The sequence below is a fragment of the Pseudomonas alvandae genome (assembly GCF_019141525.1).
In the GTDB taxonomy this organism is placed as follows: Bacteria; Pseudomonadota; Gammaproteobacteria; order Pseudomonadales; family Pseudomonadaceae; genus Aquipseudomonas; species Aquipseudomonas alvandae.
In genome coordinates this window covers 808,208-834,312 of sequence record NZ_CP077080.1, presented here as the reverse complement: position 1 = coordinate 834,312, position 26,105 = coordinate 808,208, and the positions used below count along the sequence as shown (strand labels likewise).

At 59.8% G+C, this 26,105-nt stretch carries 22 protein-coding genes and 1 riboswitch; of the genes, 6 read left to right on the top strand and 16 right to left on the bottom strand.

The features are described 5' to 3' along the window. Positions 1-27: 27 nt before the first annotated feature. The gene (thiC, locus tag KSS97_RS03670) at positions 28-1,917 is read right to left on the bottom strand and encodes a phosphomethylpyrimidine synthase ThiC (protein WP_030140188.1); all 1,890 of its coding nucleotides are present in this window, start codon (positions 1,915-1,917) and stop codon (positions 28-30) included. A 161-nt stretch (positions 1,918-2,078) separates the two neighbouring features. After that, positions 2,079-2,184: riboswitch (TPP riboswitch) on the bottom strand. Between the two features lie 156 nt (positions 2,185-2,340). Here thiC and KSS97_RS03665 point away from each other — a divergent pair. Beyond that, positions 2,341-3,780: a TolC family outer membrane protein gene (locus tag KSS97_RS03665; protein ID WP_030140189.1), complete on the top strand. Its 1,440-nt coding sequence runs from the start codon at positions 2,341-2,343 to the stop codon at positions 3,778-3,780. A 158-nt stretch (positions 3,781-3,938) separates the two neighbouring features. Here the strand turns inward: KSS97_RS03665 and waaA are convergent, their stop codons facing one another. Together waaA and KSS97_RS03655 are read right to left on the bottom strand one after the other, a co-directional pair. Continuing rightward, positions 3,939-5,213, bottom strand: coding sequence for a lipid IV(A) 3-deoxy-D-manno-octulosonic acid transferase (gene waaA / locus KSS97_RS03660; protein WP_217861108.1), 1,275 nt, complete (start codon positions 5,211-5,213; stop codon positions 3,939-3,941). A 22-nt stretch (positions 5,214-5,235) separates the two neighbouring features. Further along, entirely contained in the window at positions 5,236-6,126 is an 891-nt protein-coding gene (locus KSS97_RS03655; protein ID WP_030140191.1) for a LysR family transcriptional regulator, read from the bottom strand. 103 nt (positions 6,127-6,229) lie between these two features. On the opposite strand from KSS97_RS03655, the gene KSS97_RS03650 reads away from it, so the two are divergent. The 4 genes from KSS97_RS03650 to KSS97_RS03635 all read left to right on the top strand — a co-directional run bounded on the left by KSS97_RS03650 (position 6,230) and on the right by KSS97_RS03635 (position 9,788). Then, positions 6,230-6,562, top strand: coding sequence for a DMT family transporter (locus tag KSS97_RS03650; RefSeq protein WP_181290974.1), 333 nt, complete (start codon positions 6,230-6,232; stop codon positions 6,560-6,562). A gap of 242 nt (positions 6,563-6,804) precedes the next feature. Further along, positions 6,805-7,980 carry an NAD(P)/FAD-dependent oxidoreductase gene (locus KSS97_RS03645; protein ID WP_217861107.1) on the top strand — a complete coding sequence of 392 codons (1,176 nt, stop codon included), beginning with the start codon at positions 6,805-6,807 and terminating at the stop codon, positions 7,978-7,980. Then, positions 7,977-8,789, top strand: a complete 813-nt coding sequence (locus tag KSS97_RS03640) for an aldo/keto reductase (protein ID WP_030140194.1) — start codon at positions 7,977-7,979, stop codon at positions 8,787-8,789. The genes KSS97_RS03645 and KSS97_RS03640 overlap by 4 nt, the downstream gene beginning before the upstream one ends. Before the next feature lie 33 nt (positions 8,790-8,822). Then, entirely contained in the window at positions 8,823-9,788 is a 966-nt protein-coding gene (locus KSS97_RS03635; RefSeq protein ID WP_217861106.1) for a metal ABC transporter ATPase, read from the top strand. A gap of 2 nt (positions 9,789-9,790) precedes the next feature. On the opposite strand, the gene KSS97_RS03630 is transcribed toward KSS97_RS03635, so the two are convergent. The 10 genes from KSS97_RS03630 to KSS97_RS03585 form a co-directional block, all read right to left on the bottom strand. Beyond that, positions 9,791-10,597 carry a hypothetical protein gene (locus tag KSS97_RS03630; RefSeq protein WP_030140196.1) on the bottom strand — a complete coding sequence of 269 codons (807 nt, stop codon included), beginning with the start codon at positions 10,595-10,597 and terminating at the stop codon, positions 9,791-9,793. Between the two features lie 72 nt (positions 10,598-10,669). After that, positions 10,670-11,374 (bottom strand): hypothetical protein, encoded by a 705-nt coding sequence (locus KSS97_RS03625; protein ID WP_030140197.1) that lies wholly within the window; start codon positions 11,372-11,374, stop codon positions 10,670-10,672. Between the two features lie 5 nt (positions 11,375-11,379). Beyond that, positions 11,380-12,354: a glycosyltransferase gene (locus KSS97_RS03620; protein ID WP_217861105.1), complete on the bottom strand. Its 975-nt coding sequence runs from the start codon at positions 12,352-12,354 to the stop codon at positions 11,380-11,382. A gap of 102 nt (positions 12,355-12,456) precedes the next feature. Next, positions 12,457-13,878: a bifunctional D-glycero-beta-D-manno-heptose-7-phosphate kinase/D-glycero-beta-D-manno-heptose 1-phosphate adenylyltransferase HldE gene (hldE, locus tag KSS97_RS03615; protein WP_030140199.1), complete on the bottom strand. Its 1,422-nt coding sequence runs from the start codon at positions 13,876-13,878 to the stop codon at positions 12,457-12,459. A 97-nt stretch (positions 13,879-13,975) separates the two neighbouring features. Then, positions 13,976-14,575, bottom strand: a complete 600-nt coding sequence (gene cysC, locus KSS97_RS03610) for an adenylyl-sulfate kinase (protein ID WP_030140200.1) — start codon at positions 14,573-14,575, stop codon at positions 13,976-13,978. Positions 14,576-14,655: 80 nt separating this feature from the next. After that, on the bottom strand, positions 14,656-16,089 hold the full coding sequence (locus KSS97_RS03605) for a PIG-L deacetylase family protein (RefSeq protein WP_217861104.1): 1,434 nt from the start codon (positions 16,087-16,089) through the stop codon (positions 14,656-14,658). A 35-nt stretch (positions 16,090-16,124) separates the two neighbouring features. After that, positions 16,125-17,021: a GNAT family N-acetyltransferase gene (locus tag KSS97_RS03600; RefSeq protein WP_030140202.1), complete on the bottom strand. Its 897-nt coding sequence runs from the start codon at positions 17,019-17,021 to the stop codon at positions 16,125-16,127. After that, complete coding sequence (gene msbA / locus KSS97_RS03595) at positions 17,021-18,811, bottom strand: lipid A export permease/ATP-binding protein MsbA (protein WP_030140203.1); 1,791 nt, start codon at positions 18,809-18,811, stop codon at positions 17,021-17,023. The genes KSS97_RS03600 and msbA overlap by 1 nt, the downstream gene beginning before the upstream one ends. Before the next feature lie 127 nt (positions 18,812-18,938). Beyond that, positions 18,939-20,126 (bottom strand): O-antigen ligase family protein, encoded by a 1,188-nt coding sequence (locus KSS97_RS03590; protein ID WP_187293325.1) that lies wholly within the window; start codon positions 20,124-20,126, stop codon positions 18,939-18,941. A 5-nt stretch (positions 20,127-20,131) separates the two neighbouring features. Then, entirely contained in the window at positions 20,132-21,244 is a 1,113-nt protein-coding gene (locus KSS97_RS03585) for a capsular polysaccharide export protein, LipB/KpsS family (protein ID WP_198797233.1), read from the bottom strand. A gap of 152 nt (positions 21,245-21,396) precedes the next feature. Between KSS97_RS03585 and KSS97_RS03580 the strand changes: the two genes are divergently transcribed. After that, complete coding sequence (locus KSS97_RS03580) at positions 21,397-22,029, top strand: phosphotransferase (RefSeq protein WP_030140206.1); 633 nt, start codon at positions 21,397-21,399, stop codon at positions 22,027-22,029. A 17-nt stretch (positions 22,030-22,046) separates the two neighbouring features. On the opposite strand, the gene KSS97_RS03575 is transcribed toward KSS97_RS03580, so the two are convergent. From KSS97_RS03575 to KSS97_RS03565, 3 genes are read right to left on the bottom strand one after another with little or no spacing between them, the layout of a single operon-like run. Continuing rightward, a complete protein-coding gene (locus KSS97_RS03575; RefSeq protein ID WP_217861103.1) occupies positions 22,047-23,333 on the bottom strand; it encodes a CDP-glycerol glycerophosphotransferase family protein in 1,287 nt (428 codons plus the stop codon). Then, entirely contained in the window at positions 23,330-24,235 is a 906-nt protein-coding gene (locus tag KSS97_RS03570) for a glycosyltransferase family 2 protein (protein ID WP_030140208.1), read from the bottom strand. Before KSS97_RS03570 ends, KSS97_RS03575 begins: the two co-directional genes overlap by 4 nt. Next, complete coding sequence (locus KSS97_RS03565; protein ID WP_030140209.1) at positions 24,228-25,976, bottom strand: carbamoyltransferase family protein; 1,749 nt, start codon at positions 25,974-25,976, stop codon at positions 24,228-24,230. Before KSS97_RS03565 ends, KSS97_RS03570 begins: the two co-directional genes overlap by 8 nt. Positions 25,977-26,105 lie beyond the last annotated feature (129 nt).

The window sequence follows — 26,105 nt, the reverse complement described above, 5'->3', positions numbered from 1 at the left end:
TGAAACCACCGCCCCCTTCAGCTCAAATCACACTTTCTTGTAAAGCTGACTACCTTCCTTCTTGAACCGCTCAGCCTGCTCCGCCAAGCCCTGGGCGACATCGACATCCACCGCTTCAATGCGCTGGTTCGCCGCGTACTCGCGCACTTCCTGGGTGATTTTCATCGAGCAGAATTTCGGCCCGCACATCGAGCAGAAATGCGCCACCTTGGCCGAGTCCTTCGGCAGGGTTTCGTCGTGGTACGAGCGGGCGGTGTCCGGGTCGAGGCCGAGATTGAACTGGTCTTCCCAGCGGAACTCGAAACGCGCCTTGCTCAAGGCGTTGTCACGGATCTGCGCGCCCGGGTGCCCTTTGGCCAGATCGGCAGCATGCGCGGCGATCTTGTAGGTGATGATCCCGGTCTTGACGTCATCCTTGTTCGGCAAGCCGAGGTGTTCCTTCGGCGTCACGTAGCAAAGCATGGCGCAACCGAACCAGCCGATCATCGCCGCACCGATGCCCGAGGTGATGTGGTCGTAGCCCGGCGCAATGTCGGTGGTCAGTGGGCCGAGGGTGTAGAACGGCGCCTCGTCGCAGCACTCGAGCTGCTTGTCCATGTTCTCCTTGATCAACTGCATCGGCACGTGGCCGGGGCCTTCGATCATGCATTGCACGTCGTGCTTCCAGGCGATCTTGGTCAGCTCGCCGAGGGTTTCCAGCTCACCGAACTGCGCTTCGTCGTTGGCGTCGGCAATCGAGCCCGGACGCAGGCCATCGCCCAGCGAGAAGCTGACGTCGTAGGCCTTCATGATTTCGCAGATGTCTTCGAAGTGGGTGTAGAGGAAGTTCTCTTTGTGGTGCGCCAGGCACCACTTGGCCATGATCGAACCGCCACGGCTGACGATACCGGTGACGCGCTTGGCGGTCATCGGCACATAGCGCAGCAACACGCCGGCGTGGATGGTGAAGTAGTCGACGCCCTGCTCGGCCTGTTCGATCAGCGTGTCGCGAAACAGCTCCCAGGTCAGGTCTTCAGCCACGCCGCCGACTTTTTCCAGGGCCTGGTAGATCGGCACGGTGCCGATCGGTACCGGCGAGTTGCGGATGATCCACTCGCGGGTTTCATGGATGTGCTTGCCGGTGGACAAGTCCATGACCGTGTCCGAACCCCAGCGGATGCCCCAGGTCAACTTCGCCACTTCTTCTTCGATGGACGAACCCAGCGCACTGTTGCCGATGTTGCCGTTGATCTTCACCAGGAAGTTACGGCCGATGATCATCGGTTCCAGTTCGGTGTGGTTGATGTTGGCCGGGATGATCGCGCGACCACGGGCGATTTCATCACGCACGAATTCCGGGGTGATGACTTTCGGCACGCTGGCGCCGAAGCTGTGGCCGGCGTGTTGCTGGTCCAGCAGGCCAGCGGCGCGGGCGACTTCCAGCTTCATGTTTTCGCGGATGGCGACGTATTCCATCTCGGCGGTGATGATGCCTTTGCGCGCGTAGTGCATCTGGCTGACGTTGGCGCCCGGCTTGGCGCGACGCGGGTTGTTCACGTGGGCGAAGCGCAGCTGGGTCAGCTCGGGATCAGCCAGGCGCTCCTGGCCGAAGTTGGAGCTCAGGCCCGCCAGGCGCTCGGTGTCGCCACGGGCTTCGATCCACGGCGAGCGCACATCGGCCAAGCCTTTGCGCACGTCAATGATCACGTTCGGGTCGGTGTACGGGCCCGAGGTGTCATAGACCACTACCGGCGCGTTGATCTCGCCGCCGAAGTCGGTGGGGGTCACGTCGAGGCTGATTTCGCGCATGGGCACGCGGATATCCGGACGGCTGCCCTGGACATAGATTTTTTGCGAGCGGGTAAAGGGCTGGACCGATTGCTGATCGACCTGGGCCGATTCACTGAGGTTGGTCGCGTTTTTTGATTTTGTCGTCATCACGGGCTCTCCAGACACACATCCAGGCAGTGGATTTTTGTCGGAGCGAACCTGTAACGAATGGACGCGTCCCTGCACGAAAGTGCGGACGCTGTGCTTGCTGCTCGAGTGCGTTCAATGATCGAACGACATCCCGGACGAAGCACAAGAGGACTCGCCGGGTGACGAGAAATCTTGTTCCCTACGCAGGCGCTAACCTGATCAGGTTCAACGGGATCCGAAATTATTCGATCTCAGCCTCATAGCAAGGCACCCCGACAAGAACCCGGCCAGTCTAGACACAACCGGCGCAGAACGCCATCGCCCGGGCAAAAGCCGTGATGAATGGCACAAATACAGGATTGTTGCCGTGCGTAGGCGCAACTACACTCGCTACGCCGCGCGCCTGTTATGCGCATTCAATTTGAACGTAGGGATCGCCTCATGCTGCGCAAACTCTCACTGGCCCTTGCCGTGTCTTGTGCGTCCAATGGAATGGCCTGGGCCGCCGAAGCACCGTTATCCAACAAGACCGACCTGGTCAGCGTGTACCAGGAAGCGGTGGACAACAACGCTGACCTGGCCGCCGCCCGCGCCCAATATGGCGCCCAGAAGGAAGTGGTGCCCCAGGCCCGCGCCGGGCTGCTGCCCAACCTGTCGGCCGGCGCCGACCTGAACAACACCCGCACCGAGCTCGACCAACCGGCGATGACCGCCACGCGCAGCTCCACGGTCTACCAGGCCACGCTGTCCCAGCCGATCTTCCGCGCCGACCGCTGGTTCCAGCTGCAGGCGGCCAAATCAGTCAACGAACAAGCGTCGCTGCAACTGTCCGCCACCGAACAGAACCTGATCCTGCAAAGCGCCGAAGCCTATTTCAACGTGCTGCGCAGCCAGGACAACCTGGCCTCGACCAAGGCCGAGGAAGCCGCGTTCAAGCGCCAGCTCGACCAGTCCAACGAACGTTTCGACGTGGGCCTGTCGGACAAGACCGACGTGCTGCAATCCCAGGCCAGCTACGACACCGCGCGGGCCAACCGGATCATCGCCCAGCGCCAGGTCGAAGATGCCTTCGAAGCGCTGATCACCCTGACCAACCGCCAGTACAATTCGATCCAGGGCGTCGTCCACACCCTGCCGATCCTGCCGCCGGCGCCGAACGACGCCAAGGCCTGGGTCGACACCGCCGCCAAGCAGAACCTCAATCTGCTGGCGAGCAACTATGCCGTCGATGCTGCCGAAGACACCTTGCGCCAGCGCAAGGCCGGCCACGCGCCGACCCTCGACGCAATCGCCCAATACAGGAAAGGTGACAACGACGGCCTCGGTTTCACCAACCCGAGCCCCACCGGCCAGCGCTACGGTGGCGACGCGGAGCAACGCACCATCGGCCTGCAGTTGAGCATCCCGATCTACAGCGGCGGACTGACCAGCTCCCAGGTGCGCGAATCCTATTCGCAACTCACCCAGACCGAGCAGCAGCGCGAAGGCCTGCGCCGCCAAGTGGTGGAAAACACCCGCAACCTGCACCGCGCGGTGAACACCGATGTGGAACAGGTCCAGGCCCGGCGCCAGTCAATCATCTCCAACCAGAGCGCGGTGGACGCCACGGAGATCGGCTACCAGGTGGGCACTCGCAACATCGTCGATGTGCTAGACGCCCAGCGCCAGCTGTACACCTCGGTGCGCGACTACAACAACGCCCGCTATGACTACATCCTGGATAACCTGCGCCTCAAGCAAGCCGCCGGGACGTTGAGCCCGGAAGATCTGCAAGCCCTGTCCCGTTACCTCAAGCCCGATTACAACCCGGACAAGGACTTCCTGCCGCCGGACCTGGCACAGGCTGCGGCAGAGCAGTTGCGTTCGCGGCCGACGCAATAACTCATCCGCGACGAATCGCCCGTGGCGAGGGAGCTTGCTCCCGCTGGCCTGCGAAGCAGGCCCAAAACCAGTCACCGCGTCCTGCCAGCCAGAACGGTAATGTCGATTTTGCGACTGCTTCGCAGCCGAGCGGGAGCAAGCTCCCTCGCCACAGAAGCTCAGTCGAGCAACCGCCCCAACCCATCCAGCAATCGCTGCAACGCACCCTGGTTGCGGCGCATCACCACCAATCCCGCCTCGGCCATGCGCTGGGCGTCCCGAGGCAACTCGAACAGGCGCTGAACCGCCAGGGCCAAGCTTTCAGCATCTTCCACCTCCGCCAGAGCCCCGGCCACACGCAGTTGCGCGGCGATTTCGAGAAAGTTGAACAAGTGCGGCCCGCTGAGCACCGGTTTTGCCAGTGCCGCCGGTTCGAGCAGGTTGTGCCCGCCGTTGGGCACCAGGCTGCCGCCGACAAATGCGCTGTCGGCCAACGCATAGAGAAACAGCAGCTCGCCCATGGTATCGCCCAGCAATACCGAGGTCTGCGGGCCGACCGGCTGAGCACTGGAACGCCGGACCGTGGCAAAACCCTCGCGCTCGCACAATTGCGCCACTGAATCGAATCGCTCCGGATGACGCGGCACCAGGATCAGCAGCGCATCGGGATAGCTGTCGAGCAATCGCCGGTGGGCGGTCAATACCACTTCGTCCTCGCCCTCATGGGTGCTGGCGGCGATCCACACCGGGCGCTCCACCGCTTGCCATTGACGGCGCAAGGCGCTGGCGCTTTCGAGCAGTTGCGGGTCGATGGTCAGGTCGAACTTGATGGAGCCCGTGACTTCGACGGTTTCCGCCCTGGCACCGAGCTGGCGAAAGCGCTCGGCCTCGGCTTCGGTCTGCACCGAGAACAGGTTCATCTCGGCGAGCATCGGCCGGGTCAACTTGGGAAAACGCGCATAACCGCGCGCCGAACGCACCGACAACCGCGCGTTCGCCAACGCCACGGGAATGCCGCGCCGGGCGCATTGATGGATGTGATTGGGCCACAGTTCGGTTTCCATGATCACCGCCAGTTTCGGCCGGGCCCGGTCGAGGAAACGCTTGGCCGCGCACGGCAAGTCATAAGGCAGATAGCAATGCTGGACGCGCGGTTCATTGGCGAACAACGCCTTGATCCGCTCCGAACCGGTGGGCGTCATGCACGTCACGGTGATCGGGAGCTGTGGATAACGCTGCAACAACGCGCGAATCATCGGCGCGGCGGCGATGCTTTCGCCCACCGACACCGCGTGGACCCAGATGCCGCCCGGCGCCATCGTCGGCAAGCCCCACGAGAACCGCTCGCCGATACGCCGCGCATAGGCCGGCGCCTTGCGAGCCCGCAGCCACAGCCGAATCGCTACCAGTGGCAGCCCCAAGTAAAACAACGCGCTATAGAGAGTTCTGTTCATGGCGGCGGAGTTTATCGGTTTTTCAGCCGATCGCCTGCAACTGCACGGCAAAACGTTCCGCCAGCCACCGGGCGGCGGGACCAAGGGGTTCATCGCGGCGCCAGACCAGCTCCACCACCAGGGCCGGCGGGGTCCATTCGCTGTTGAGTTCGACCATATCCCCCAGGTACGCCGGGTATTGCACGACATGCCGCGGCAACCAGGCCCAGCCCAGGCCACTCCTCAACCACTCGGCCAGCACGTAGAAGCTGTCAGCGCGCCAGACTTGCGGGCTGGCCTGTTCGCTGCCGGGATAGACGCTGGATTGGGTCGCCATCAGCAACTGGCGATGCCGGGCCATTTCCAGGCATGACACATATTCATGGTGCGCCAGCGGATGATTCCGGCCGCACACCGTGACCATCTCCACGCTGCCCAGTACCCGGCGCTCCAACGCCTCGGGGATCTGGTCGTGATAGAACAACAACCCAAGGTCGGCGCGACGTTCCACCAGCTTGCGCGCCACATCGCCTTGGGCGGCGCTGGCCAGCTGTACTTCAAGCGTGGGGAATCGTTCGGCCAGCGCCGCCAGGCTGTCGATGACGGGCTGATAAGGCATGGCTTCGTCCTGGGCCAGGCGCAGCGACGCCTCCTGCCCACGCATCAGGGCCAAGGCCCGGCCGTTGAGGCGCTCGCATTGGCGCAACACTTCCCGGGCCTCCTCAAGCAGCGCCACGCCCGCGTCGGTGAGCTTGGGCTGACGACCGCTGCTGCGTTCGAACAGGCTCACCCCCAAGTCTTCTTCCAACATCGCAATCGCGCTGCTGATGGCTGACTGGGCCTTGCGCTGATCCCGGGCCACGGCGGAGAACGAACGCTTCTCGGCGACACCGACGAACAGCCGCAGTTGTTCCAGATTCCATTGAGTATTCATGGCGCAACCTATCTCCATTGCAGATAGGTAATGACTTTACCGCATCTGCCCAATCCCTAGAATGGGGCCATCGAACGACGCAACAGTCACAGAGGATTCGCCCATGAACGCCTACTACTACCTCGCCATTGCCATCTGCGCCGAAGTCATCGCCACCGTGTCGATGAAAGCGATCAAGGGCCTCAGCGCGCCACTGCCCTTGCTGCTGGTCATCGTCGGCTACGGCACTGCGTTTTGGATGCTGACGCTGGTGGTGCGCACCGTTCCGGTAGGCGTGGCCTATGCGGTCTGGGCCGGCCTGGGGATCGTCATGGTCAGCGTCGCGGCGCTGTTTATCTACGGGCAGAAACTGGACGTGCCGGCGATGCTGGGGATGGCGTTGATTGTTCTTGGGGTTGTCGTGATCCAACTCTTTTCCAAGACTGCAGGGCACTGAAAACACTGCCATTGAATTGGAACACACCGATATTGAGCTGGAACGCACTTGTGGCGAGGGAGCTTGCTCCCGCTGGGCTGCGCAGCAGCCCCAAAAAGCTTGGGACCGCTGCGCGATCCAGCGGGAGCAAGCTCCCTCGCCACAAAAGCTTTGCTCCCATGTGGCCGACGTTGATCGCCAACAAATGCCCTGCGCAGCGAGTCTGTATACTGCGCCCTCGTCTTGAATTCTGAGGTCGCTGCATGCCATCCGTTATTTCCACCGACGTTCTGATTGTCGGCGCCGGAGTCGCCGGCCTCTGGCTGAACGCGCGCTTGCGCCGCCAGGGGTTTTCAACCGTGCTGGTGGAAAGCGCCAGCCTCGGCGGCGGGCAGAGTGTCAAATCCCAGGGCATCATCCACGGCGGCGCCAAGTACGCCTTGCATGGCGCCCTGACCGGCGCCTCGGAAGCCATTGCCGACATGCCACGCCGCTGGCGCGAGGCCTTGAAGGGTGATGGCGAGCTGGACCTGGCGGGCGTACGCATGCTGTCCGATGCCCATTACCTCTGGTCCCCCGGAACCCTGGCCGGCAACCTCACCAGCTTCTTCGCCAGCAAGGCTGTGCGCGGACGCGTTGACCAGGTCAAGGGCGAGCAACTGCCGCCCGCCCTGCAAGACAAGCGTTTCAAGGGCAAGGTCTATCGCCTGTCCGAATTGGTCGTGGACGTCCCCAGCCTGATCGCCCGCCTGGCGGAACTGGCCGGTGACAGCCTGCTGGCCGGCCAGCATATCGAGCCGCTGCATGAAGAAGGCAAACTGATCGGACTGAAGGTCGACGGTCGCGAGATCCGCGCCCAGCGTATTGTCCTCAGTGCCGGCGGTGGCACCGCTGACCTCCTCAAGGCCCTGGGCCTGGATCAGCCGGCCATGCAGACCCGACCGCTGCACATGGTCCTGGCCAAGGGACCAGGCCTCAAGCCGCTGTATGCCCATTGCCTGGGCGGCGGACCGAAGCCGCGCGTCACCGTGACCACCCATCCCGCCGCTGACGGCCAATGGGTCTGGTACATGGGCGGCGACCTCGCCGAAGGCGACGCCGTCGCCCGTGAACCGGCCGCGCAGATTGCCGTCGCCCAGAAGGAACTCGGCCAACTGCTGCCGTGGATCGACCTCAGCACCGCGCAATGGGCCACGTTGCGAGTCGCTCGCGCCGAACCGCTGCAATCGGGCCTGACCCGCCCCGACAATGCTTTCGTCGCCGAACAGGATCGCCTCTTGGTGGGCTGGCCAACCAAGTTGGCACTGGCTCCGGACTTTTCCGATCGAGTGATCGCAGCACTGCAACGCGACGGCATCCAGCCAAGCCACGCCGCCCCGCTGCCGGACCTGCCCAAACCGCCCATGGGCATACCAGCCTGGGAGCAACTGTTGCCATGAGCCAACCGACCCTGCATGACTTGCATCGCCCGCTGGGCCACAACGGCCCGAAGGTGTCGCCCCTGGGCCTGGGCACGGTCAAGCTCGGCCGCGACCAGGGCGTCAAATACCCCAACGGTTTTCGCATTCCCGATGACGACGAAGCACGCATGTTGCTCAAGTTGGCGCGCGACCTGGGCATCAACCTGATCGACACCGCGCCGGCCTATGGCCGCAGCGAAGAGCGCCTCGGCCCGCTGCTGCGCGGCCAGCGTCAGGACTGGGTGATTGTCAGCAAGGTCGGCGAGGAATTCAGCGACGGCCAGTCGCGCCATGACTTCAGCGCCAGCCATACGCGGTTCTCGGTGGAACGCAGCCTCAAGCGCCTGGAAACGGACTACATCGACCTGGTGCTGGTGCATTCGGACGGCAATGATCTGTCGATCCTCAACGACAGCGATGTCTATCCGACCCTGGCGGCACTCAAGCGCGAGGGCAAGATCGGTGGTTTCGGTTTTTCCGGCAAGACCGTCGACGGCGGCTTGAAAGCCCTGGAGCAAGGCGACTGCGCGATGGTCACCTACAATCTGAACGAACGAAGCGAAAAGGCTGTCATTGACTACGCAAGCGAGCACGGCAAGGCGATCCTGGTGAAAAAAGCCCTGGCCAGCGGTCACGTCTGCCTGAGCCCCGGAGAGGACCCGGTCCGTGCCAGCTTCGAACTGTTGTTCGAGCATCCAGGGGTTGCCAGTGCTATTGTCGGCACCATTGATCCGCTGCACCTCGCCCATAACGTTGCGACCGTAGCCAACGTCCTACGTCAAAACTGAAGCCGCCCTGCGCGGCATCAAGCAGGAGCTGACATGCCGCGTACGCTCATCAGGAAAAATCCAAGCAACTTCAAGACCCTGCCCCTGTTCGTCGAAGCGACACCCGAAGGCCTGACCTACCAGAGCATCGGAATGCCGTTGAATTTCGCCCAGACCTTACAGCGTCGCCGCCCCGTGGCGGTGGCCGATCCGGAACGTTTTTCCCTGGAGCTGGCGAACCTGGGCGTCTCGGTGCGCCTGACCTTGCATTGGCAGAACCGCGAATATTGGGTACTGGTGCGCCAGCGTCGCCAAGATCGCGGCGACGTGGTACTCAAGCTGATCTCCGGTTACGTCCCCGCCCATGAGTTGAACCTGCCGCTGCTCACCGCCATCAACGAAATAGCCGAAGAATGCCTGCTGGAAACACCGGAAGGTTGGCTCGGCGGACGCTTCAACGACACCTGGCTGCCCGCGCCTTATTCGAGTGCGCTGCATTATCGCGAAGCCTTGCCGTTTCGCCTGGCTCCGCTATCCGGCTCGGCCCGCCCGGTGCGCTGCGCCAACCTGCAACTGATCGAACGCCCACGGGCCTATGTGCATTTGCCGACGGCATCGCTGCAACTGATTTATGACTTGCGCCTGGACGTGCCCAAGGAAGCCAAGTCCCTGAGCCTGTTTCATGTCGATGAACGATTGGAAGGCGATCAACTGGTGGCGCGCCTGGACCGCAAGCGCCCCGATCTGTACCTGATGCCACTTGAAAACGGCAAGCCGATCGGTGAGCTCTACACCCTTAAACGTGATCGTCTGGTTGCGGCAAGCACCCGGGGCCTGCACTTGGCCGAAAGCTTCGCCAGCCAGGAGGGTTGGGTGGTACGCGACGAACGCATCCGCTGGAAGGATTGGCTCGTGAAACAGGGCTTGGAAGTACACACGCCTCGTCGCCAAGGCCTGACCAACTTGCACAAGAAGGCCATGGGCCTGATGCGCATGGTTCGCGGGACACTGCATAAATAACGTCAAGCGGAGCGTCGTTTATCCCAATACGTGCGCCACTGCGCAAACAGGTGAAAATAACGATTCTCTCGCTTCCCCATGCCGCGCTTGGGCGAGAATGATTCTTCGGCGAAGGTCCCATCGATTCGTACCCGTGATGCCGTGGTCGCCAGTGTGCAGACTTTCACCTGTGCTTGTTGCAACGCGTATTTGAGCAGCCGTTCGGAATGCAGTTTCCTGCCCGTAGCCTTGCAAAAATCGAAAATGCGTTCGATCCGCTTGCCATAGGCCCGGTAGGCATCGCGCCCACACACAGCAAAGCGGTCATTCAAGCCTCCCCACCATTGCCAATCCGGTATGTAGGCATTCAATCGGCGCGCGTCGGGGTGGGCAAAAATATAAGCGGGCAGCGCTGTATGGTAGAAGTTGTCGGGACGCACAAACACGACGAAATCCGGATCGAACGGCTCCATCATGGCAGTCACGGTATTCAAGGAATTGAGCTGGTAGATCAGATTCCTGAGCGACGCATGCTCATCTCCCCAGGTATCGCCCAAGGCCTTGACCCGCTCGAAGTCCCAACGCTCCAGGACACCTTCGGTGGACTCCAGGCGACCGGTCATGGTGGTGAACGGTGCGTAATTGTCCGCTTTCAGTTCACCTTGCTCCCCCGAGCGCGGATTGCGGACTTCATCAATTTTGTACAGGTGATAAAAACACTGCACTTCGCTCCCGGCAGGAATCTGCGCCAGGACGTTTTCTTGAATGGAGGGGAAACAGATTTCCGAGTTTCTCGGAATACCAAAAAAAGCCAGCGCAACTTTCAACACGCGTCCTGCCCTTGTCGTTAAAAAGAATTGCCCGGCGGCATCGCATCAAGCGACTCGTCATGCCAATGCGACTCAAGGGCGACGAAACCACCTTTGCCACCAACGGCAGCGTTGCAACGGCACAACGGTTACATCGGCCCCGAGCAGCCACTGTCGCTCGTACTCCCAAGCGTGCCCGCTCCAGAACTTTCCCGCTTCGTTGGAGAAACCCAAGGTGAAGATTTGATAGTTATAACCCGCATGGCCGCGCAACCAATCGAACAGCACCAGCGCGTTGAAGCCCGTCGAAGGGCCTACATAGCGCTTGCCACCCTCCCGGTCGACCGGGTAGTTCCACAAAGGGGGTAATGGCATGCGCTCCCAATACAAGGTCACGCCCGGTAGTGGCGACATATTCCCGGTGCACCCCACCAACATTGTGAAACAACGTGCGTCGGGCAAGCCGAACAATCGCTGCACCTCGGCGTTGTAGGGCAGGCCGAAGAAATAAGCGTCGGGGGCATTGAAGCCATGGACGAACACATTAACGCTGTGCGGACGGAGCAGTGCCGACTTCACGCAGGTATTGAACGTCACGACCACGTCGTCACTGCCGATGTCGAGTGCCTGGAAGTCAGCCGCGGTGATGGCTGGGTTATTCGCCACCAGCACCACCCGCGCGGCCCTTTCCAAGCAATTCTTCAACGCCTGGGGCAAGGCCCCCATCAGTGATTGATGACCGCCAGGCAATTTGTCGAGCGCCATTTCGTCATTGATTCGAGGAACCCGATCCGCCATGTCGCTTACCCCGGCACCTTCATGCCATAGCGCAGCTTGACCCATCCGCGAGTGAACGCCGATGGGGCTTGCCAGGGACGCATATCACGCTGGATTTCCTCGGCCAAGGCCTGCCCGACGCGCGCAAACGAATAGCGACGCTCGGCGAAGGCTTGGCCATTGCGGGCGATTCGCGTGGCCAGTTCCGGATCGCGCTGCAGCATTTCGAGTTTCTCCACCGCCTCAGCTTCGGAGCGATAGAAGACGGTGTTTTCCATGTCCTCGAAGCCCAGCAATCTGTCTTCCTCGCCCTGGCTCCAAGCCAACAGCACGCAACCACAGGCCATGGCCTCGAAGTTCTTGATCATGAACTCCCCCATGCCCAGGTCGGCGCTGACAAAAATCTTGATGCGATTGAGTGTCTCCAGATACTCGCGGCCTGACTGAGTACGCGTCACCAGCATACCGGTGCGTTGAGCCAAGGCTTCAAGCAACGCTCGGCGTCGCGCATATTCAGTGCTTTTGAGGCTGCCGAGAAAACCAATGGGAATATCGCGTACGCTGCCGGTGTTGTGCAGCATCTGTTCGTCATAACCTTTGGAAACGAACACAGCATCGATGTTCTCGGCTTGCATCCGTCGCGCCACCAGCGCCCCTGACACCAAGGCACGGCAACTGGGCAAGCGGCGGTATAGGCGCGAATAAACGCCGTAGTATTTACTTTCGCGCATGTAGTTCTGATAAGCGTCGTGTTCGAGGAAGATCAGTCCCGGAATGCACTTCAATACGCTAAGTTGCGGGGCGAGGCGTTTGACCCGCGAAAAGATCACCACCCGGTCGAAATCCTGATAATTGGCCGAGACAAGGAATCGGCCAAGCTTCTTTTGCTGCTGCTTGGTCAAGCGATAGAGGGTGCAGTCGTTGCAGTTTTCCTGCACGACCTGATACAGGCGGTCGAGAATCACACGCTGTTCAGCCATCACCAGAAGCATGACTTTCATAAGTTAATAAGCCAAAGACTGAAACAACCAGAGCCGGGGGGGGCAAGCTCGACCCCAATGGTCGAAACTTGCCATGTAGGACCTCCCGGAAGGCAAGAAGATTCAGTGGCTGCGAATCTTCTCGACAATAGCCGTTGTCGAACTGTTTTCCACCAGTCCCAATACCTTCACGGTGCCACCGTAGGCCGTGACGATGTTCGCACCCACGACCTGATCAATCCCATAGTCACCGCCCTTGACCAGCACATCCGGCTTGACCTGGGACAGCAGGTTTTCCGGCGTGCCTTCGCTGAAGCTGATCACCCAGTCCACCGCGCCAAGGCCGGCCAGGACCGCCATGCGTCGGTCGACGCTGTTGATTGGGCGCCCCGGTCCCTTCAGGCGACTCACGGATGCATCGTCATTGACCGCGACGATCAAGCGATCGCCCTGTGCCCTGGCTTGTTCGAGATAGGTCACGTGGCCTGCATGGAGAATATCGAAGCAACCGTTGGTGAACACGATTCTTTCGTTGTGGGCACGGGCGTCGTCAACCGCCAGCAGCAGTTGCTCAAGACCCAACACACCCCGCTCGGACCCTTCTTCACGTTGAATGGCGCGACGCAGCTCAGGCGCGCTGATAGCAGCCGTACCGAGTTTACCGACAACGATACCGGCGGCCAGGTTCGCCAGGGCTACTGCATGGGGCAGTTCTTCGCCGGCAGCGATGGCGGCCGCGAGCGTGGAAATCACGGTGTCGCCGGCGCCCGTCACGTCAAACACTTCACGGGCTCGGGCCGGCAAGTGCAGAGCCGGGTGATCAGGCCGTAGCAGCGTCATGCCATGCTCGCCTCGGGTGACCAGCAACGCCCCCAGTTCGAGGTCGTGCATCAACTGCGCGCCCTTGCTCACCAACTCGTGTTCATCAGCGCAACCGCCGACGATGGCCTCGAACTCGCTGAGGTTCGGCGTGATCAGGCTGGCGCCACGATAAATGGAAAAGTCCTTGCCCTTGGGATCGGCCAACACCGGAATGCCACGGGCACGAGCAGCCTGGATCAGCACCTGATGGTTCTTCAACGCACCTTTGCCGTAGTCCGACAACACCAGGACCTTGATCCCTTCGAGCAGGCTATCGACCTCGGCACCGAGGGACAGCGGATCGGTGGCGAACGGTTCTTCGAAATCGATGCGCAGCAATTGCTGGTGACGACTGATGACTCGGAGCTTGACGATGGTTGGCTGATGCGCAATGCGCTGGAAAATCGCCCGAACACCCGCGCCCTTGAGGCTGTTGGCCAGGCTCTCGGCAGCCTCGTCATCACCGGTCACGCCCACCAACGACGCCGGCGCACCGAGTGCGGCGATGTTCAGGGCAACGTTGGCGGCACCGCCGGGGCGATCCTCGATGTGCTCGACCCTGACCACCGGTACCGGGGCCTCGGGGGAAATCCGTGATGTACCGCCATGCCAGTAGCGGTCGAGCATGACATCGCCGACCACCAATACAGGGGCTTGATCGAATCGCGGCATGGACAACTTCATGGAGCATTCCACATACAAAATGAACAGGGCGGGGATATTAGCACAGGGCTGGAGAAGGCTCGTCCATGGCTGTAGCCGGATGTGACAGATTGTTGGGTCAGGGCTGTACCGATGCCCATAACCGCTCGCAAGCCTCGCTCAGTTCCAGGTCGCCGGTGTCGATATCGCAATCAGGTGCCACCGGAGCTTCATATGGGCTGTCGAGGCCAGTGAAATTTTTCAGCCGTCCGGCACGCGCCTCTCGATAGAGGCCCTTGGGGTCACGCCGAGCACACACCTCGAAGGGGGTGCTGACATAGACTTCAAAGAAGGATCCCTCAGGAAACAAATGTCGCGCGGCCTCACGATCGGCTCGATAGGGCGAAATGGCCGCGACAATAACAACCAGCCCGGCGTCCACCATCAGCCGCGCGACTTCGGCGATGCGTCGGATATTTTCCTTGCGCGCTTCAGGCGTCATGCCGAGGTCGCTGCACAACCCCTGGCGCAGGTTGTCACCGTCAAGCAGGCAGGTGTGAAAGCCCTGCTCGTGCAACCGCACATCCAATGCATTGGCCAGGGTCGACTTCCCTGCCCCGGAAAGGCCAGTCAACCAGATGCATCGCGGTTGTTGGAATTTGATCGCGGCCCGAGCCTGCGGGGAGATCGTCAACGCGTGAGCCGGATTCTGTTTTTGAATGGACGCCGTTTTTGACATTCGTTCCATGAATCAAGCACCTCCCGTACTTACCGATTGCTCAGAAGTAAAGCACAGGCTGATTCAGCCAGCTCAACGAATCAAGGGCGGCGGGTCTGGCCGTCGTCCTGCGGTGACATACCCAAACGCCGAACCCAGAAGAGTTCGTGCCGGCGAACCGACTTTCGAAAGAACTCGTCCTCTCCGGTACGAGGCCAGTGGCGCCCGGCTAGCAACCGCTGGATGGTGCGGCGCAAGCGGCGCTTGAACGGAGGACGGCCCTGCAGGTCATGTTGCATCCCCAGTGCCATAGCCTTGTCCATGCGCACGGAAGCATCCAGCAAAGGGCTCCACAACCCATCGGCCGGCAAAGGCTCGATGGCGGGTGGCAGCGCGATGCCATAACCCGCCGGGCCCATTGGCCAACGGTCGTTGTCGTGCAGGTGGTTGGCATAGAGCAGTAATGTCTGCGGCCGCCAGGCGCTGAGTTCGATCGCCTCCATCAACGCCCGCGTGCCCGCGATGTGGTCGCTGTGGGGGTCCAGCTCTGGATGCGGCGTGAGTACCACCTCGGGTCGATGATGTTCGAGCAGGTGAGTCAGGTCGGCCACCAGGTTACGCCATGTGGGCATGCCATCAACGTCACCCGGCAGGCTCAGGGCATTGAATCGACGGACTTCGCGGATATCGTTCTCGCCCGACTCCTGCGAACCGAAGCTCTGGGCCGGTGCCTTCGCCATGGCATCCAATTGCAGGCAGTAGTAGCCCAACTGAACACATTGCTGTTGTGCCACCCCGCCCCATAAAGGCACCGCCAGGCTGTCCCAACTGCGCAAGCGCCCCTTGAGACGAGCGGCTTGCGCAGGGTCCAGGCCCATATCGCGATAACGCTCAGCCTCGATCTCTCCTTGGGTGAGTGTAACGATAGCGACCTCTGGCGCGCGGCTGTATAGCCCGAAGGCCGCCAGTTCGGCATCGTCGGCATGTGGTGCGACGATCAGCAAACGCTGCTGGGCGAAATCCGGGTTGCTCAGGACATGCAACGTAGCCTGTGGCGCAACTTTGCAAAAACGACCGCGTAGCGCCAGGGTTCCGGACGCCAGTGCCTGCCCTTGCCCGGTCAGGTTGAGAAAGCGCTCTGCGCCAACCCCCCTCTCCAAGTCCTGACGGTCATCACCGATCAGAACCTGGGGATCAAGAAAATGCCCCAACCAGCTGCTTTTTACCCGTACCTGCAAGACCAGTGTCTGATGAGTATCGAACGCCCCCGCGACTTGCAGGCAACCTTCCCTCAGCGTGACAGGAAATTGCGGAGTGCCCGCCGGAAACTCATAGCGATAGTCATCACCGGGGGCATAGAACAGATGGTCGGAGAGCCAGGCCTCGTGCGCAACCCAGCCCACCGCAAGAAACACCACGAGCGACCACCACGACACCGTATAGCCAAGCAGCAACGCTGCCAACAATACGCCAACCAGCAGCAGGCGCTTGCGTTGACGATGACGTTTTAGCAATTGCTGCTTGCGTGCGCTCACGGTTTGTCTCTCTCGCTCATGGGTTGTGTCTTTGGTCAAACCTGATAGACCGGAACCCGCTTGCACCATCGGTCCTTGTATTCACGATCGGCACGGCCGAACGAGTAACGCAACGGCTTCCCAAGCGCCCGGGCATGCTCCCACTCGGCCTGGGTATTGACGTAACTGAGTACGCTGCCAGGGCTGAACTCGCGACTCTGCGGGTCAACCCCGCCGTTGATATATTCAAGGCTGACCCACTTGGGCGCCTCGACCCTATAGAGAATCTGGATGGCCACCGGCTCGTCATTCAGGTAGATCAGCGATCCGGTCATGAACTCACGCATCAGGCTAAACACCTCGGCCAGATGCGTCTTGCCAGGCGCCTCGAAATTCCATCGACGCTGGAACAAGTCGGCATAAACGGCGGCCTGTTCACTGGCGGACAACTCCAGTATCGACCGGATAATGCCACCGGCATCCTCAAGCAAGCGCTGCTCACGACGCTGGTTATAACGGAACTTCTTGCTGTACTCCTCAGGCTCCCGCGCCAGTGCCAGGCCTTCGGACTGCTCAGCGAGGCCGAGAACCAGTGGGGCATTGAGTTCCGATACATAGCGCATGCGGTGCCGCAGGCGAATCTGGGCGTCTTCACGGATGGGCAGGATGACCTCGGCATTGCCAAGATCGAGCATGCCCCGCTTGCCTTCACGCTTGAGCACATCCTTTGATAGCGCAACATGACGGCCCCACGTTGGCATGGCGGCACACAGTTGGCCGTTGGCAAACCATCCAAGGTAACGCACCGCGATACCCACCAACCCGGCCAGGCGTTCGACCACATCAGGGTGTGTCGCCACGCTGCCGCCGAACTCATGCCAGGCTCGGGCGTAAGCCGCAGCGTCTATGGGTGTCCAACCGCTTTCTCGCCAGGTCCGCCAATGACTCAGGATCAAACGAAGGACTCCTTCGCCGCCTCGTCAGTTTCCTCGACAAAATCCTTTTCGTGCAGGCGTGCGTAAAAGCCGTTCAATGCCAACAGCTCGGCATGTGTGCCTCGCTCGACAATACGGCCTTTATCCATCAGGAGAATAAGATCGGCCTTTTCAATGGTGGACAACCGGTGGGCAATTACCAGGGTGGTACGGCCCTTCATCACCTGGTCCAGGGCTGCCTGGATATGGCGCTCGGACTCAGTGTCCAGGGCCGACGTCGCCTCATCAAGAATCAGCAGCGGAGCATTCTTGAGCAAAGCCCGGGCAATCGCCAGACGTTGGCGCTGGCCACCCGAAAGCAAGACTCCGTTCTCACCCACCAAAGTGTCATACCCCTGAGGCATCTGCACGATGAACTCGGCCGCATAAGCGTCTTCAGCTGCCTTGCATACGTCTTCAAACGGTGCGCCGGCCAGGTCGCCATAGGCGATATTATTGGTAACAGTGTCGTTGAACAGCGTCACCTGTTGATTTACCAGGGCGATATGGCGGCGCAGGTTGGTCAGTCTGTATTGCTCGACATCCACTCCGTCCAGCAGTATCTGGCCCTTGTCATGGTGGTAGAAGCGCGGGATCAGATTGGCAAGTGTCGATTTGCCGCTGCCCGAGCGCCCAACCAATGCGACCATCTGGCCCTCTTCGGCAGTAAAGGAAACATCGTCGAGCACAAGCTTTTCCGTGCCAGGGTATTGGAAGCTCAGGTTGCGCACTTCCAAGCGGCCATTGATCCTGGCTATTTCCTGGGTACCCGTATCGACTTCCGGTTCTTCGTCGAGTTGCTCGAAAATGCTCTCCGCCGCCGCCAGCCCTTTTTGAATCGTGGCGCTGACCTCCGATAATTGACGGATAGGCTTAGGCAGCAACCCGGCGGCAGTTATGTAGGCAACCAGTTCTCCCGCCGAGGCATCGCCACGCAGGTAAAGCACCAGGTACATCAATACCGCCATGCCGATGTAGATCACCAACTGCAACATCGGCGTGTAGATCGATTGAGTACGGGTCATGCCCAGGCTGCGGTTCATGTTATCCGCGCTGGCCTTATGAAACCGTTCGATTTCGTAGTGTTCGCCGCCGAAGCTGCGTACCACCCGATAGCCTTGAATGGTTTCCGAAGCCACGTGTGTCACGTCGCCCATCGCCACCTGGATTTTCTTGCTTTGCTTGCGGAATTTTTTGCTGGCACTGCTCACCAGGACGGCAATGACCGGCAATATCGCCAACAACACCAAAGTCATTTTCCAGTTGCTGTAGAGCAGGTAGCCGAACAGAAACACCACGGTCAGGCCTTCTCGGATGACTACCTTGATGGCATCGGTAGCGGCACCGGTGACCATGGTCACGTTGTAGGTAATGCGGGAAATCAGATGGCCAGAGTTATGGTTGTCAAAATAACGATTGGGCAAAGTCAGCAGGTTGTCGAACAACGCACAACGCAAGTCATGGACCACGCCCCGGGCGACCTTGGCGAGGTAGTAATTGCCAAGAAATGAACCGACGCCCTGGTAGACCGCAATCAGCACTATCAATAGCGGAACACCCAGTACCAGCGAGACCCCCATGAACTGGGTGTCATTTGGCTTTTGTAGCGCATCGAGAAAATGCTTGAGCATGTCCGCCAGCATCGGCTGGCTGGATGCGAACAACACGAAGCCAACGATACTGACAGCGAAAGCGCCCCAATACGGGAGTACGTATTTCAGCAATCGCAGGTAGATCTTCATGCTCGATTGCTGGTCGGAATTGGCCATTCGGTGCGCCTCGCACGTTTGAAAAGACAGACAGGCTGCGGATTGTAACAGCGAACCAACGACTAAATCGGCCCGCACAGGACGAAGGGCGGAACATGCGGAGGGACTTCTTCACCGCGCCGCCCCGTCAGCCAGCAGCAGGAATGCTCCGGGTGGAACTGCTGATTTCGGGAGTACCACGAGCAGCCAATACAATGCTCAACGCAATTGGCAGCCACGTGATGAACCAATCCGCGTTAGGTTTGAGCCATAGGCCAATGCCATCTGTCAGCAATGACGTGCCGGAGAAAACCCAGAGTATCAGCAACACTTGACCCAGCGGCTGCGCGCGTGAAACCCAACCACGCCAGCCAGCAGCCAGCCAGAGCGAACAAAACAATATCAGCCCAGGAACACCGAGACGTACACCGGTATCCAGAAAAAGGTTGTGGGGATGCTTGAATGACTGCGAGATTTCAGGAATTGGAATTAAATATTCATGGAAGCCCAACCCTGTCGCCCAATGCTCCACTATCAATCGAACACCAGCGCCCCACAGTTGTGGCCGATAGGAAATTCCGCGTTGCAATAGAATCTCGGGTTTGAATACAGCGATGAATGCGACCCCGGCAATGCCTAGAAAGATCAACGCTCCGGTCAGCCTCGACGGCCTGGCCACGCCTGTTACCAACAAACCGGCGGCCAAGCCTACCCATACACCGCGTGTCTGATTGAAGCCCAAAAACATCGCATATCCCAGGAAAGGAATGACCAACAGCATCATTGCCAAAGGACTGAAACGTTTGGTCTGCATCGTAAAAATGCCAATGATTGCGAGCGCCCCCACCGCATGCGCGGCCGGAATGGCGGTGTTCCATACGCCAATGGCAAGCACTCGTGCGCTAAAAGGCTGAGCGGCAAACTCATAGAAATAGATCCAGGAGGCCAAAGCAAAAAAACCGCCCAGGATCGACGCATACAACAACATCGATTCGAGCCGCCATTTACTGTTCTGTGCCGCCAGCAAAATGCCGAACAGCGTCAGCGTCACGTAGAGCGTAACTTTCGCCTTGCCGAAACCGCTATCACCGCCCTCAACCAACAAGACCAATAACGTCCAAGCCATGAATAATGCAAAAAGCGCCCACTCCGGCTGCTTGAACAGCAGCCTGAAATCCCGATGGAACAACGCCAGCAAGGCGGGCAGCCACAGCAGGACAATCAACATCTGGTGATACATTTTATTGCTCGGCAGGACCCACGCCCCACAGAGCAGAACCAGAAAACCAATGGATGCCCATGCCACCAAGACATCCTTATCGATCAATCTTTTCATATTCCTCAGCATCCAACTTTACTCAATATCCGATCCGTAACTCGTTGAAGCTGGGCTCTATCCGCATTCTTCCAACCACCCTTGATACAGTAGTGCTCGGAAAGGTAGTGGAGAAAGTTGCGCCGCAAACGCTCATCGAGCGGCCACTTGGGAAATGCACGAGACAGCTCCACCACCCGCTCGGGGTCGTCGGCATGCATCACCAGGCCCTCGATGTTGAAAAAAGCCTGGCCCAGCGTGAGCACGGGCTTGCCCAACAACAAGCTTTCCAGCCCCACGGTCGAATTGATGGTAATCACGAACTGGCAGGCTTCGATCAGTTGCTGTGTGGCATTGCCATTGGCGAAGAGCAGGCGCTCATGACAGCGCTCGTGCAGCTCGGGATACGTCTCGCGGCTGGACGGATGCTCCTTGAAAACTACCGTCAGGCCAGTCTCTTTGACCAGGCGCTCGCCCAGCGCAAACATCTCGCGCATATTCCTGATCCACGGAGAGAACAGTCGAACCTGGCTGTCTCGATCATCTTGGAACGGAATGAATATAAACTGCCCAGGCAGCGCAATCGGTGCCGGGCCGGTAGTACGAGGCGCACGGGGAATCAGCACCGCTGGCGCCTGGTCCTCTGGTACCGAATGCGGGTAATTGAGGTAGAAATCGGCTTCGCGCGGAACCGCATTCAGATAGTTCACGCCACGCGGGTCCACCGTCGTTGTATCGGGCAACAAACCATTCTCGAAAAAAAACGTCCTGCAGCCCGTCGGCGCGAGCGCCACCAACAATCGGCAATAACGATGAGAACCGTTCCAGAACGCCAATACATCAGGACGTTCCTGATCAAGCAAAGCCTGGGCGCGCAGTGCCATCCAAAAAAGTTCGAGGCGTAACAGCAAGCGATACAGAAGGCCGTCGTACTTGTTCTTGACTCGACGCTCCTCGCATTTTTCCTGGATCAAGCTCGACCAATCGATGCGCGAAACGACCCTGGAGATCAGCAGAGACCTTGGCCAAGGCATTTGTTGGGGAGTGACGACTTTACCCTGTAATTCGGTTTCGCTGAGCAAGCGATTGAAATAGAGGCCTTGATGCTTGGCCAAGGAAATGAACAGCGTTTTTGTCATGGAATTTCCAGAAAGACGGCGCCATGCAGGCCCTTACACAGAGCGAGCATCTTGGAAAATTGGCGCGACTATACCACAGCGGTTTTTGCAGCCCGCACACTGCGTTAACATATGCGGCTGCCCATCCCATCGGGCCAAGCCCCGGAGCCTTGATGCAAACGCTCGACCATACTGTTTACCTCAGCCTGCGTGAAGGTGCCGATGTCCTCGAAGCTGACCGCCAGGGGGATAAAGTGCTGCGCTTGGCTGATGGTTCGATGTTCAAGCTGTTTCGCCGCAAGCGGCTGCTGACCTCCGCACTGTGGTCGCCCTACGCCAAGCGCTTCGCCGACAACTGCCAGATTTTGCAGGGGCGCGGCATCGAATGTCCGCAAATTCGCCACGTCTATCGCATTCCCTCAATTGAGCGTGACGCAGTCCATTACGACCCTCTGCCCGGCAGCACGCTTCGTCAGTTGCTGGGCAGCGACGACCTTGGCAATCTTCGCGCACAACTTGGTGAGTTCATGGCACGCCTGCACCAGAGCGGTATCTATTTTCGCTCGGCGCACCTGGGGAACGTCGTGCTGACGCCGGAAAACTCTTTGGGCTTGATTGATATAGCTGACCTGCGCAGCTATGGCAGACCATTGCGCAAAGGCCTGCGCCTACGCAATTTCAAGCATATGCTGCGCTATCGCCAAGACCGCGAATGGCTACTGCGCGACGACCAGTTTCTGCAGCACTACCTTAGTCACCAACAGACGTGCAGTGAACTGGAGCTTAGAACGGCGCTCAACATCTGATTTGCCGAAAATCGATGTCAACCGGCAGCGGGCAATCTGAAGGTTTCGAACTTTCGCTCGGGATTCACGCCTTGCAGCAAGCCTTCGATCAGCTCGACGGTTTTTGCCAGCCCTTGGGAGCCGTAGACCAAATGGTAATCGGCGAAACCTCGGGCCTTTGCCACGGACTCTGGATAATTGCGCTCGAGCGCTTGCAACTGATGAGAGAAAGCCCCCTCGTCACGCACCTGCGGTCCGAAAAACAAGGCGTGAGCAAAAATATCCTCATCACTGCCCGCATTTACGTAGATGACCGGCCGACCAGCCAAACCGGCTTCTATGCCGGCATTGGACATGATATTGACCACAACGCTAGCCCGCGCCAGAGCCTGGGCCAATGATTGATTGATATCCAGTAGCTCGATATTGGAGAAACGTGTAGCTGCATCGCTCCAGAATTGAGCCTTGCTGCGCGGATGGCGCTTGAACAGCACACGGTAGTGAGGATTGCGCCCAGCCCACTCACGCAGTAGCCGATAGGTTTCTTGATAACCGGACTCCTTCTCGCGGTCCGGCCCGACCCCCAGGATCAATAACGTCTTGATCGCTGGATCCGCAACAGGCAAATCATAAGTTTCATCGGCAAGGTACGAACCGAGCAGCACCACCGTCGACTCGCCAAACCGCAACGTCCGCTCTTGCAACGCCACCAATGAACTACGGCCAAAGACCCCGTAGTAATCGTAGTCATTCATTCCCAGACGACGAGAGGATTCCAGCGTCGTCGCGTGGGCCAGATGCAGCAACCGGGCGCCACGCGCAGCCAATGCAAGACGCAGGAACGGCGCATGGAGACTGCCATTGCGCTCGTTGATCAGCACTTTTGGTTGATACGTCGTCACCAGCCACTGGGCGTGGGCGGCATAGACCAGATAACGTAGCGGCACAGCCTGTGGCGGAGCCAAAAGCATGCGTTCTCTGCAAGCATGCGAGGGCGATCGAAGCGCAGCCTCCATCAACCGACATCCTCGCTTGCGCAGTGCATCGATCAGGATATTCTTGCGCTGCAACGCCATGGATTTTGGCGCCGAATGCAGCAGCAGCACTTCACAGGGCGTGGCGTCTACCGAATCTCTCAAGCATGCCTTCGCACGCAGTCCGACCACCGTGTCGACCATCACATCACGAGACAGCCGCAACAAACTGCCAAGGCGACCATGACGCTGACGCAACAATTTCCAGCGATAGAGGTCCAGCTCACGAGCCTTTCGAGCCCAGCTGTCGTCGGCCTGGAAGGCAGCGTGATCAGGACTCGAAGCGCTCACTTGAACAACAACCGGACGGCCTTACGCGTGTAGGACCAGCGCATGATCGAAAAAAAGTTGGTACGTACGGCCCGGGCATAAAAAGCCTTTGCGCGAACGTAGTCCCCAGCGCTATAGCAGTCGCGGAACAAGGACAGGCAGCGCTGGGCGGTAAAGGCCTGACGCAGGTCCTGCAACTCCGCCGGCATCCGCGCAGGAGCAAACACCTCGTCCACCATCTCCACCCCCGCAGCCAGGCTTTGCTTGAGGTCATGTCGCATGCTGTCATCATGCTTGTGGATCAGCGCGAGCGGCTGATCCAATGTGGAACATGGAAAGCGCGCCAGCACTTGGGCAAATACAGGTATATCTTCGACGTTACGCAGGTGCAAAGGATAATTGCCTGGCCCGAACACCTCGCGGTGCATGACGCAGGCTCCGTTGGACAGCGACACCGTCTTTTCCAGCAGATAGCCACGAACACGTTCACGCGGCGTCACCGGCAAGGGCGTGGCGCTGTGCTGGACGCGACGACCGTCGGAGAACACCGACCAGTGGCCGCCAATAATCAAACGACTCTCGGGATTATCGGCGACATGCCGGGCCACAGCCGCCAGCGCGCCCGGCGCCATCTCATCATCCGCATCAAGGAAGATCAGGTACTGGCCCCGGGCTTCCTCGATCCCACGGTTCCGCACCGACGACAGACCACCGTTGGGTTTGCGCAGGGCTCGAAAGGCCCCGGCATGCTCGACCAGCAACTGCTCTACAACTTGAGGCGTCGCATCAGTGGAGCCATCGTCGATCACCAGCAGCTCTGCCTGGGCTTCGCCCAACTGCGCAATGACAGAATTCACCGCTCGCGGCAATGTCTCGGCGTAGTTGTAAGCTGGAATGATGACACTGACCAACATCTCAGTCATAAACATCCACGCCGTCTTTGACCACCAGAATGTCTTCCATGATCAGGTACTGCAGGTCCGAACCGAAGAACATGTTCAGCGCGTCGGTCGGCGAGCAGATCATCGGTTCGCCGCGACGGTTGAGCGAGGTGTTCAGCGACACGCCGTTGCCGGTCAGGACTTCCAGGGCCTTCATCATGTCGTAGTAGCGCGGGTTGTATTCGCGCTTGAGCACCTGGGCCCGGGAGGTGCCGTCTTCGTGGACGACTTCCGGCACGCGGGTCTTCCATTCTTCGGCGACTTCGAAGGTGAAGGTCATGAACGGTGCCGGGTGATCGACCTTGATCATCTGCGGTGCGACGGTGTCGAGCATCGACGGGCAGAAAGGCCTCCAGCGCTCGCGGAACTTGATCTGCTCGTTGATACGATCGGCCACGCCGCTGGCGCTCGGGCAACCGATGATCGAACGACCGCCCAAGGCACGCGGACCAAACTCCATGCGGCCCTGGAACCAGGCCACCGGGTTGCCGTCGACCATGATCTTGGCAATGCGCTCGGGGGTGTTGTCGATCTTGCGCCACTCAGGCTTGCTCGGATGGCGGGCGCACGCGGCGATCACGTCTTCGTTGCTGTAGGCCGGGCCGAGGTAGACGTGTTCCATCTTCTCCACCGGCACGCCACGGGCATGGGACACATAAGCCGCCGCGCCTACCGCCGTACCGGCGTCGCCGGAAGCCGGTTGCACGAACAGCTCCTTGACGTCATCACGGGCGATGATTTTCTGGTTCAGCTTGACGTTCAACGCACAGCCACCGGCGAAGGCCAGCTTGCCGGTTTCCTTGAGCACGTCGCCCAGGTAGTGGTCGATCATCTGCAATGCGAGCTTCTCGAACAGCGCCTGCATGCTCGCCGCGTAGTGAATGTACGGCTCGTCGGCGATGTCGCCTTCACGTTTCGGGCCGAGCCATTCGATCAGCTTCGGCGAGAAGTAGAAGCCCTTGCCTTTCTCTTTATAGCGGCGCAGGCCGATCACGTTGGCGTAGTCGGTGTTGATCACCAATTCGCCGTTTTCGAACGAAGCCAGGCGCGAGAAATCGTACTTGGTGGCGTCGCCATAAGGCGCCATGCCCATGACCTTGAATTCGCCGTCGAGCATTTCAAAACCGAGGAACTCGGTGATCGCGCCGTACAGGCCACCCAGGGAGTCCGGATCGAAGAATTCCTTGATCTTGTGGATCTTGCCGTTTTCACCGTAGCCAAAGAAGGTCGTGGCGTATTCGCCCTTGCCATCGATGCCCAGGATCGCGGTTTTTTCCTGGAAGCCCGAGCAATGATAGGCACTGGAGGCGTGGGCCAAGTGGTGCTCGACCGGCTCGATCTTGATCTTTTTCGGATCGAAGCCCAGTTGCTCCAGGCACCAGACGATCTTGCGGCGATAGCGCTTGTAGCGACGGTTGCCCATCAGGATCGCATCGAGGGCGCGGTCCGGTGCGTACCAGTAACGCTTGGCGTAGTGCCAGCGAGCTTCGCCGAACAGACTGATCGGGGCAAACGGGATCGCCACCACATCGACATCGGAAGGCTTGATGCCGGCCTGTTCCAGACAGAACTTCGCCGACTCGTAGGGCATGCGGTTCTTTGCATGTTTATCGCGTACGAAGCGCTCTTCCTCGGCCGCCGCGATCAGCTTGCCGTCAATGTACAGCGCTGCGGAAGGATCATGGCTAAGGGCGCCGGACAGGCCAAGAATCGTCAATGCCACAGGGTCTAGCCTCTTATGTCTGCATACGGGCGACAAGCGCCGCGAAAAATGAATGTGCCGCGCACCCAGGGGTGCGGGGCAGCTAAAGGGCGGGATTATAGCGTAAATGCGGCCTTAAGCCTCTAGCGA

Bases quoted from the DNA above. Each gene is read 5' to 3' on its own strand.
- thiC (WP_030140188.1), bottom strand. From the start codon at position 1,917: ATGACGACAAAATCAAAAAACGCGACCAACCTCAGTGAATCGGCCCAG.
- KSS97_RS03665 (WP_030140189.1), top strand. From the start codon at position 2,341: ATGCTGCGCAAACTCTCACTGGCCCTTGCCGTGTCTTGTGCGTCCAAT.
- waaA (WP_217861108.1), bottom strand. From the start codon at position 5,213: ATGAACAGAACTCTCTATAGCGCGTTGTTTTACTTGGGGCTGCCACTG.
- KSS97_RS03655 (WP_030140191.1), bottom strand. From the start codon at position 6,126: ATGAATACTCAATGGAATCTGGAACAACTGCGGCTGTTCGTCGGTGTC.
- KSS97_RS03650 (WP_181290974.1), top strand. From the start codon at position 6,230: ATGAACGCCTACTACTACCTCGCCATTGCCATCTGCGCCGAAGTCATC.
- KSS97_RS03645 (WP_217861107.1), top strand. From the start codon at position 6,805: ATGCCATCCGTTATTTCCACCGACGTTCTGATTGTCGGCGCCGGAGTC.
- KSS97_RS03640 (WP_030140194.1), top strand. From the start codon at position 7,977: ATGAGCCAACCGACCCTGCATGACTTGCATCGCCCGCTGGGCCACAAC.
- KSS97_RS03635 (WP_217861106.1), top strand. From the start codon at position 8,823: ATGCCGCGTACGCTCATCAGGAAAAATCCAAGCAACTTCAAGACCCTG.
- KSS97_RS03625 (WP_030140197.1), bottom strand. From the start codon at position 11,374: ATGGCGGATCGGGTTCCTCGAATCAATGACGAAATGGCGCTCGACAAA.
- KSS97_RS03620 (WP_217861105.1), bottom strand. From the start codon at position 12,354: ATGAAAGTCATGCTTCTGGTGATGGCTGAACAGCGTGTGATTCTCGAC.
- hldE (WP_030140199.1), bottom strand. From the start codon at position 13,878: ATGAAGTTGTCCATGCCGCGATTCGATCAAGCCCCTGTATTGGTGGTC.
- cysC (WP_030140200.1), bottom strand. From the start codon at position 14,575: ATGTCAAAAACGGCGTCCATTCAAAAACAGAATCCGGCTCACGCGTTG.
- msbA (WP_030140203.1), bottom strand. From the start codon at position 18,811: ATGGCCAATTCCGACCAGCAATCGAGCATGAAGATCTACCTGCGATTG.
- KSS97_RS03590 (WP_187293325.1), bottom strand. From the start codon at position 20,126: ATGAAAAGATTGATCGATAAGGATGTCTTGGTGGCATGGGCATCCATT.
- KSS97_RS03585 (WP_198797233.1), bottom strand. From the start codon at position 21,244: ATGACAAAAACGCTGTTCATTTCCTTGGCCAAGCATCAAGGCCTCTAT.
- KSS97_RS03580 (WP_030140206.1), top strand. From the start codon at position 21,397: ATGCAAACGCTCGACCATACTGTTTACCTCAGCCTGCGTGAAGGTGCC.
- KSS97_RS03570 (WP_030140208.1), bottom strand. From the start codon at position 24,235: ATGACTGAGATGTTGGTCAGTGTCATCATTCCAGCTTACAACTACGCC.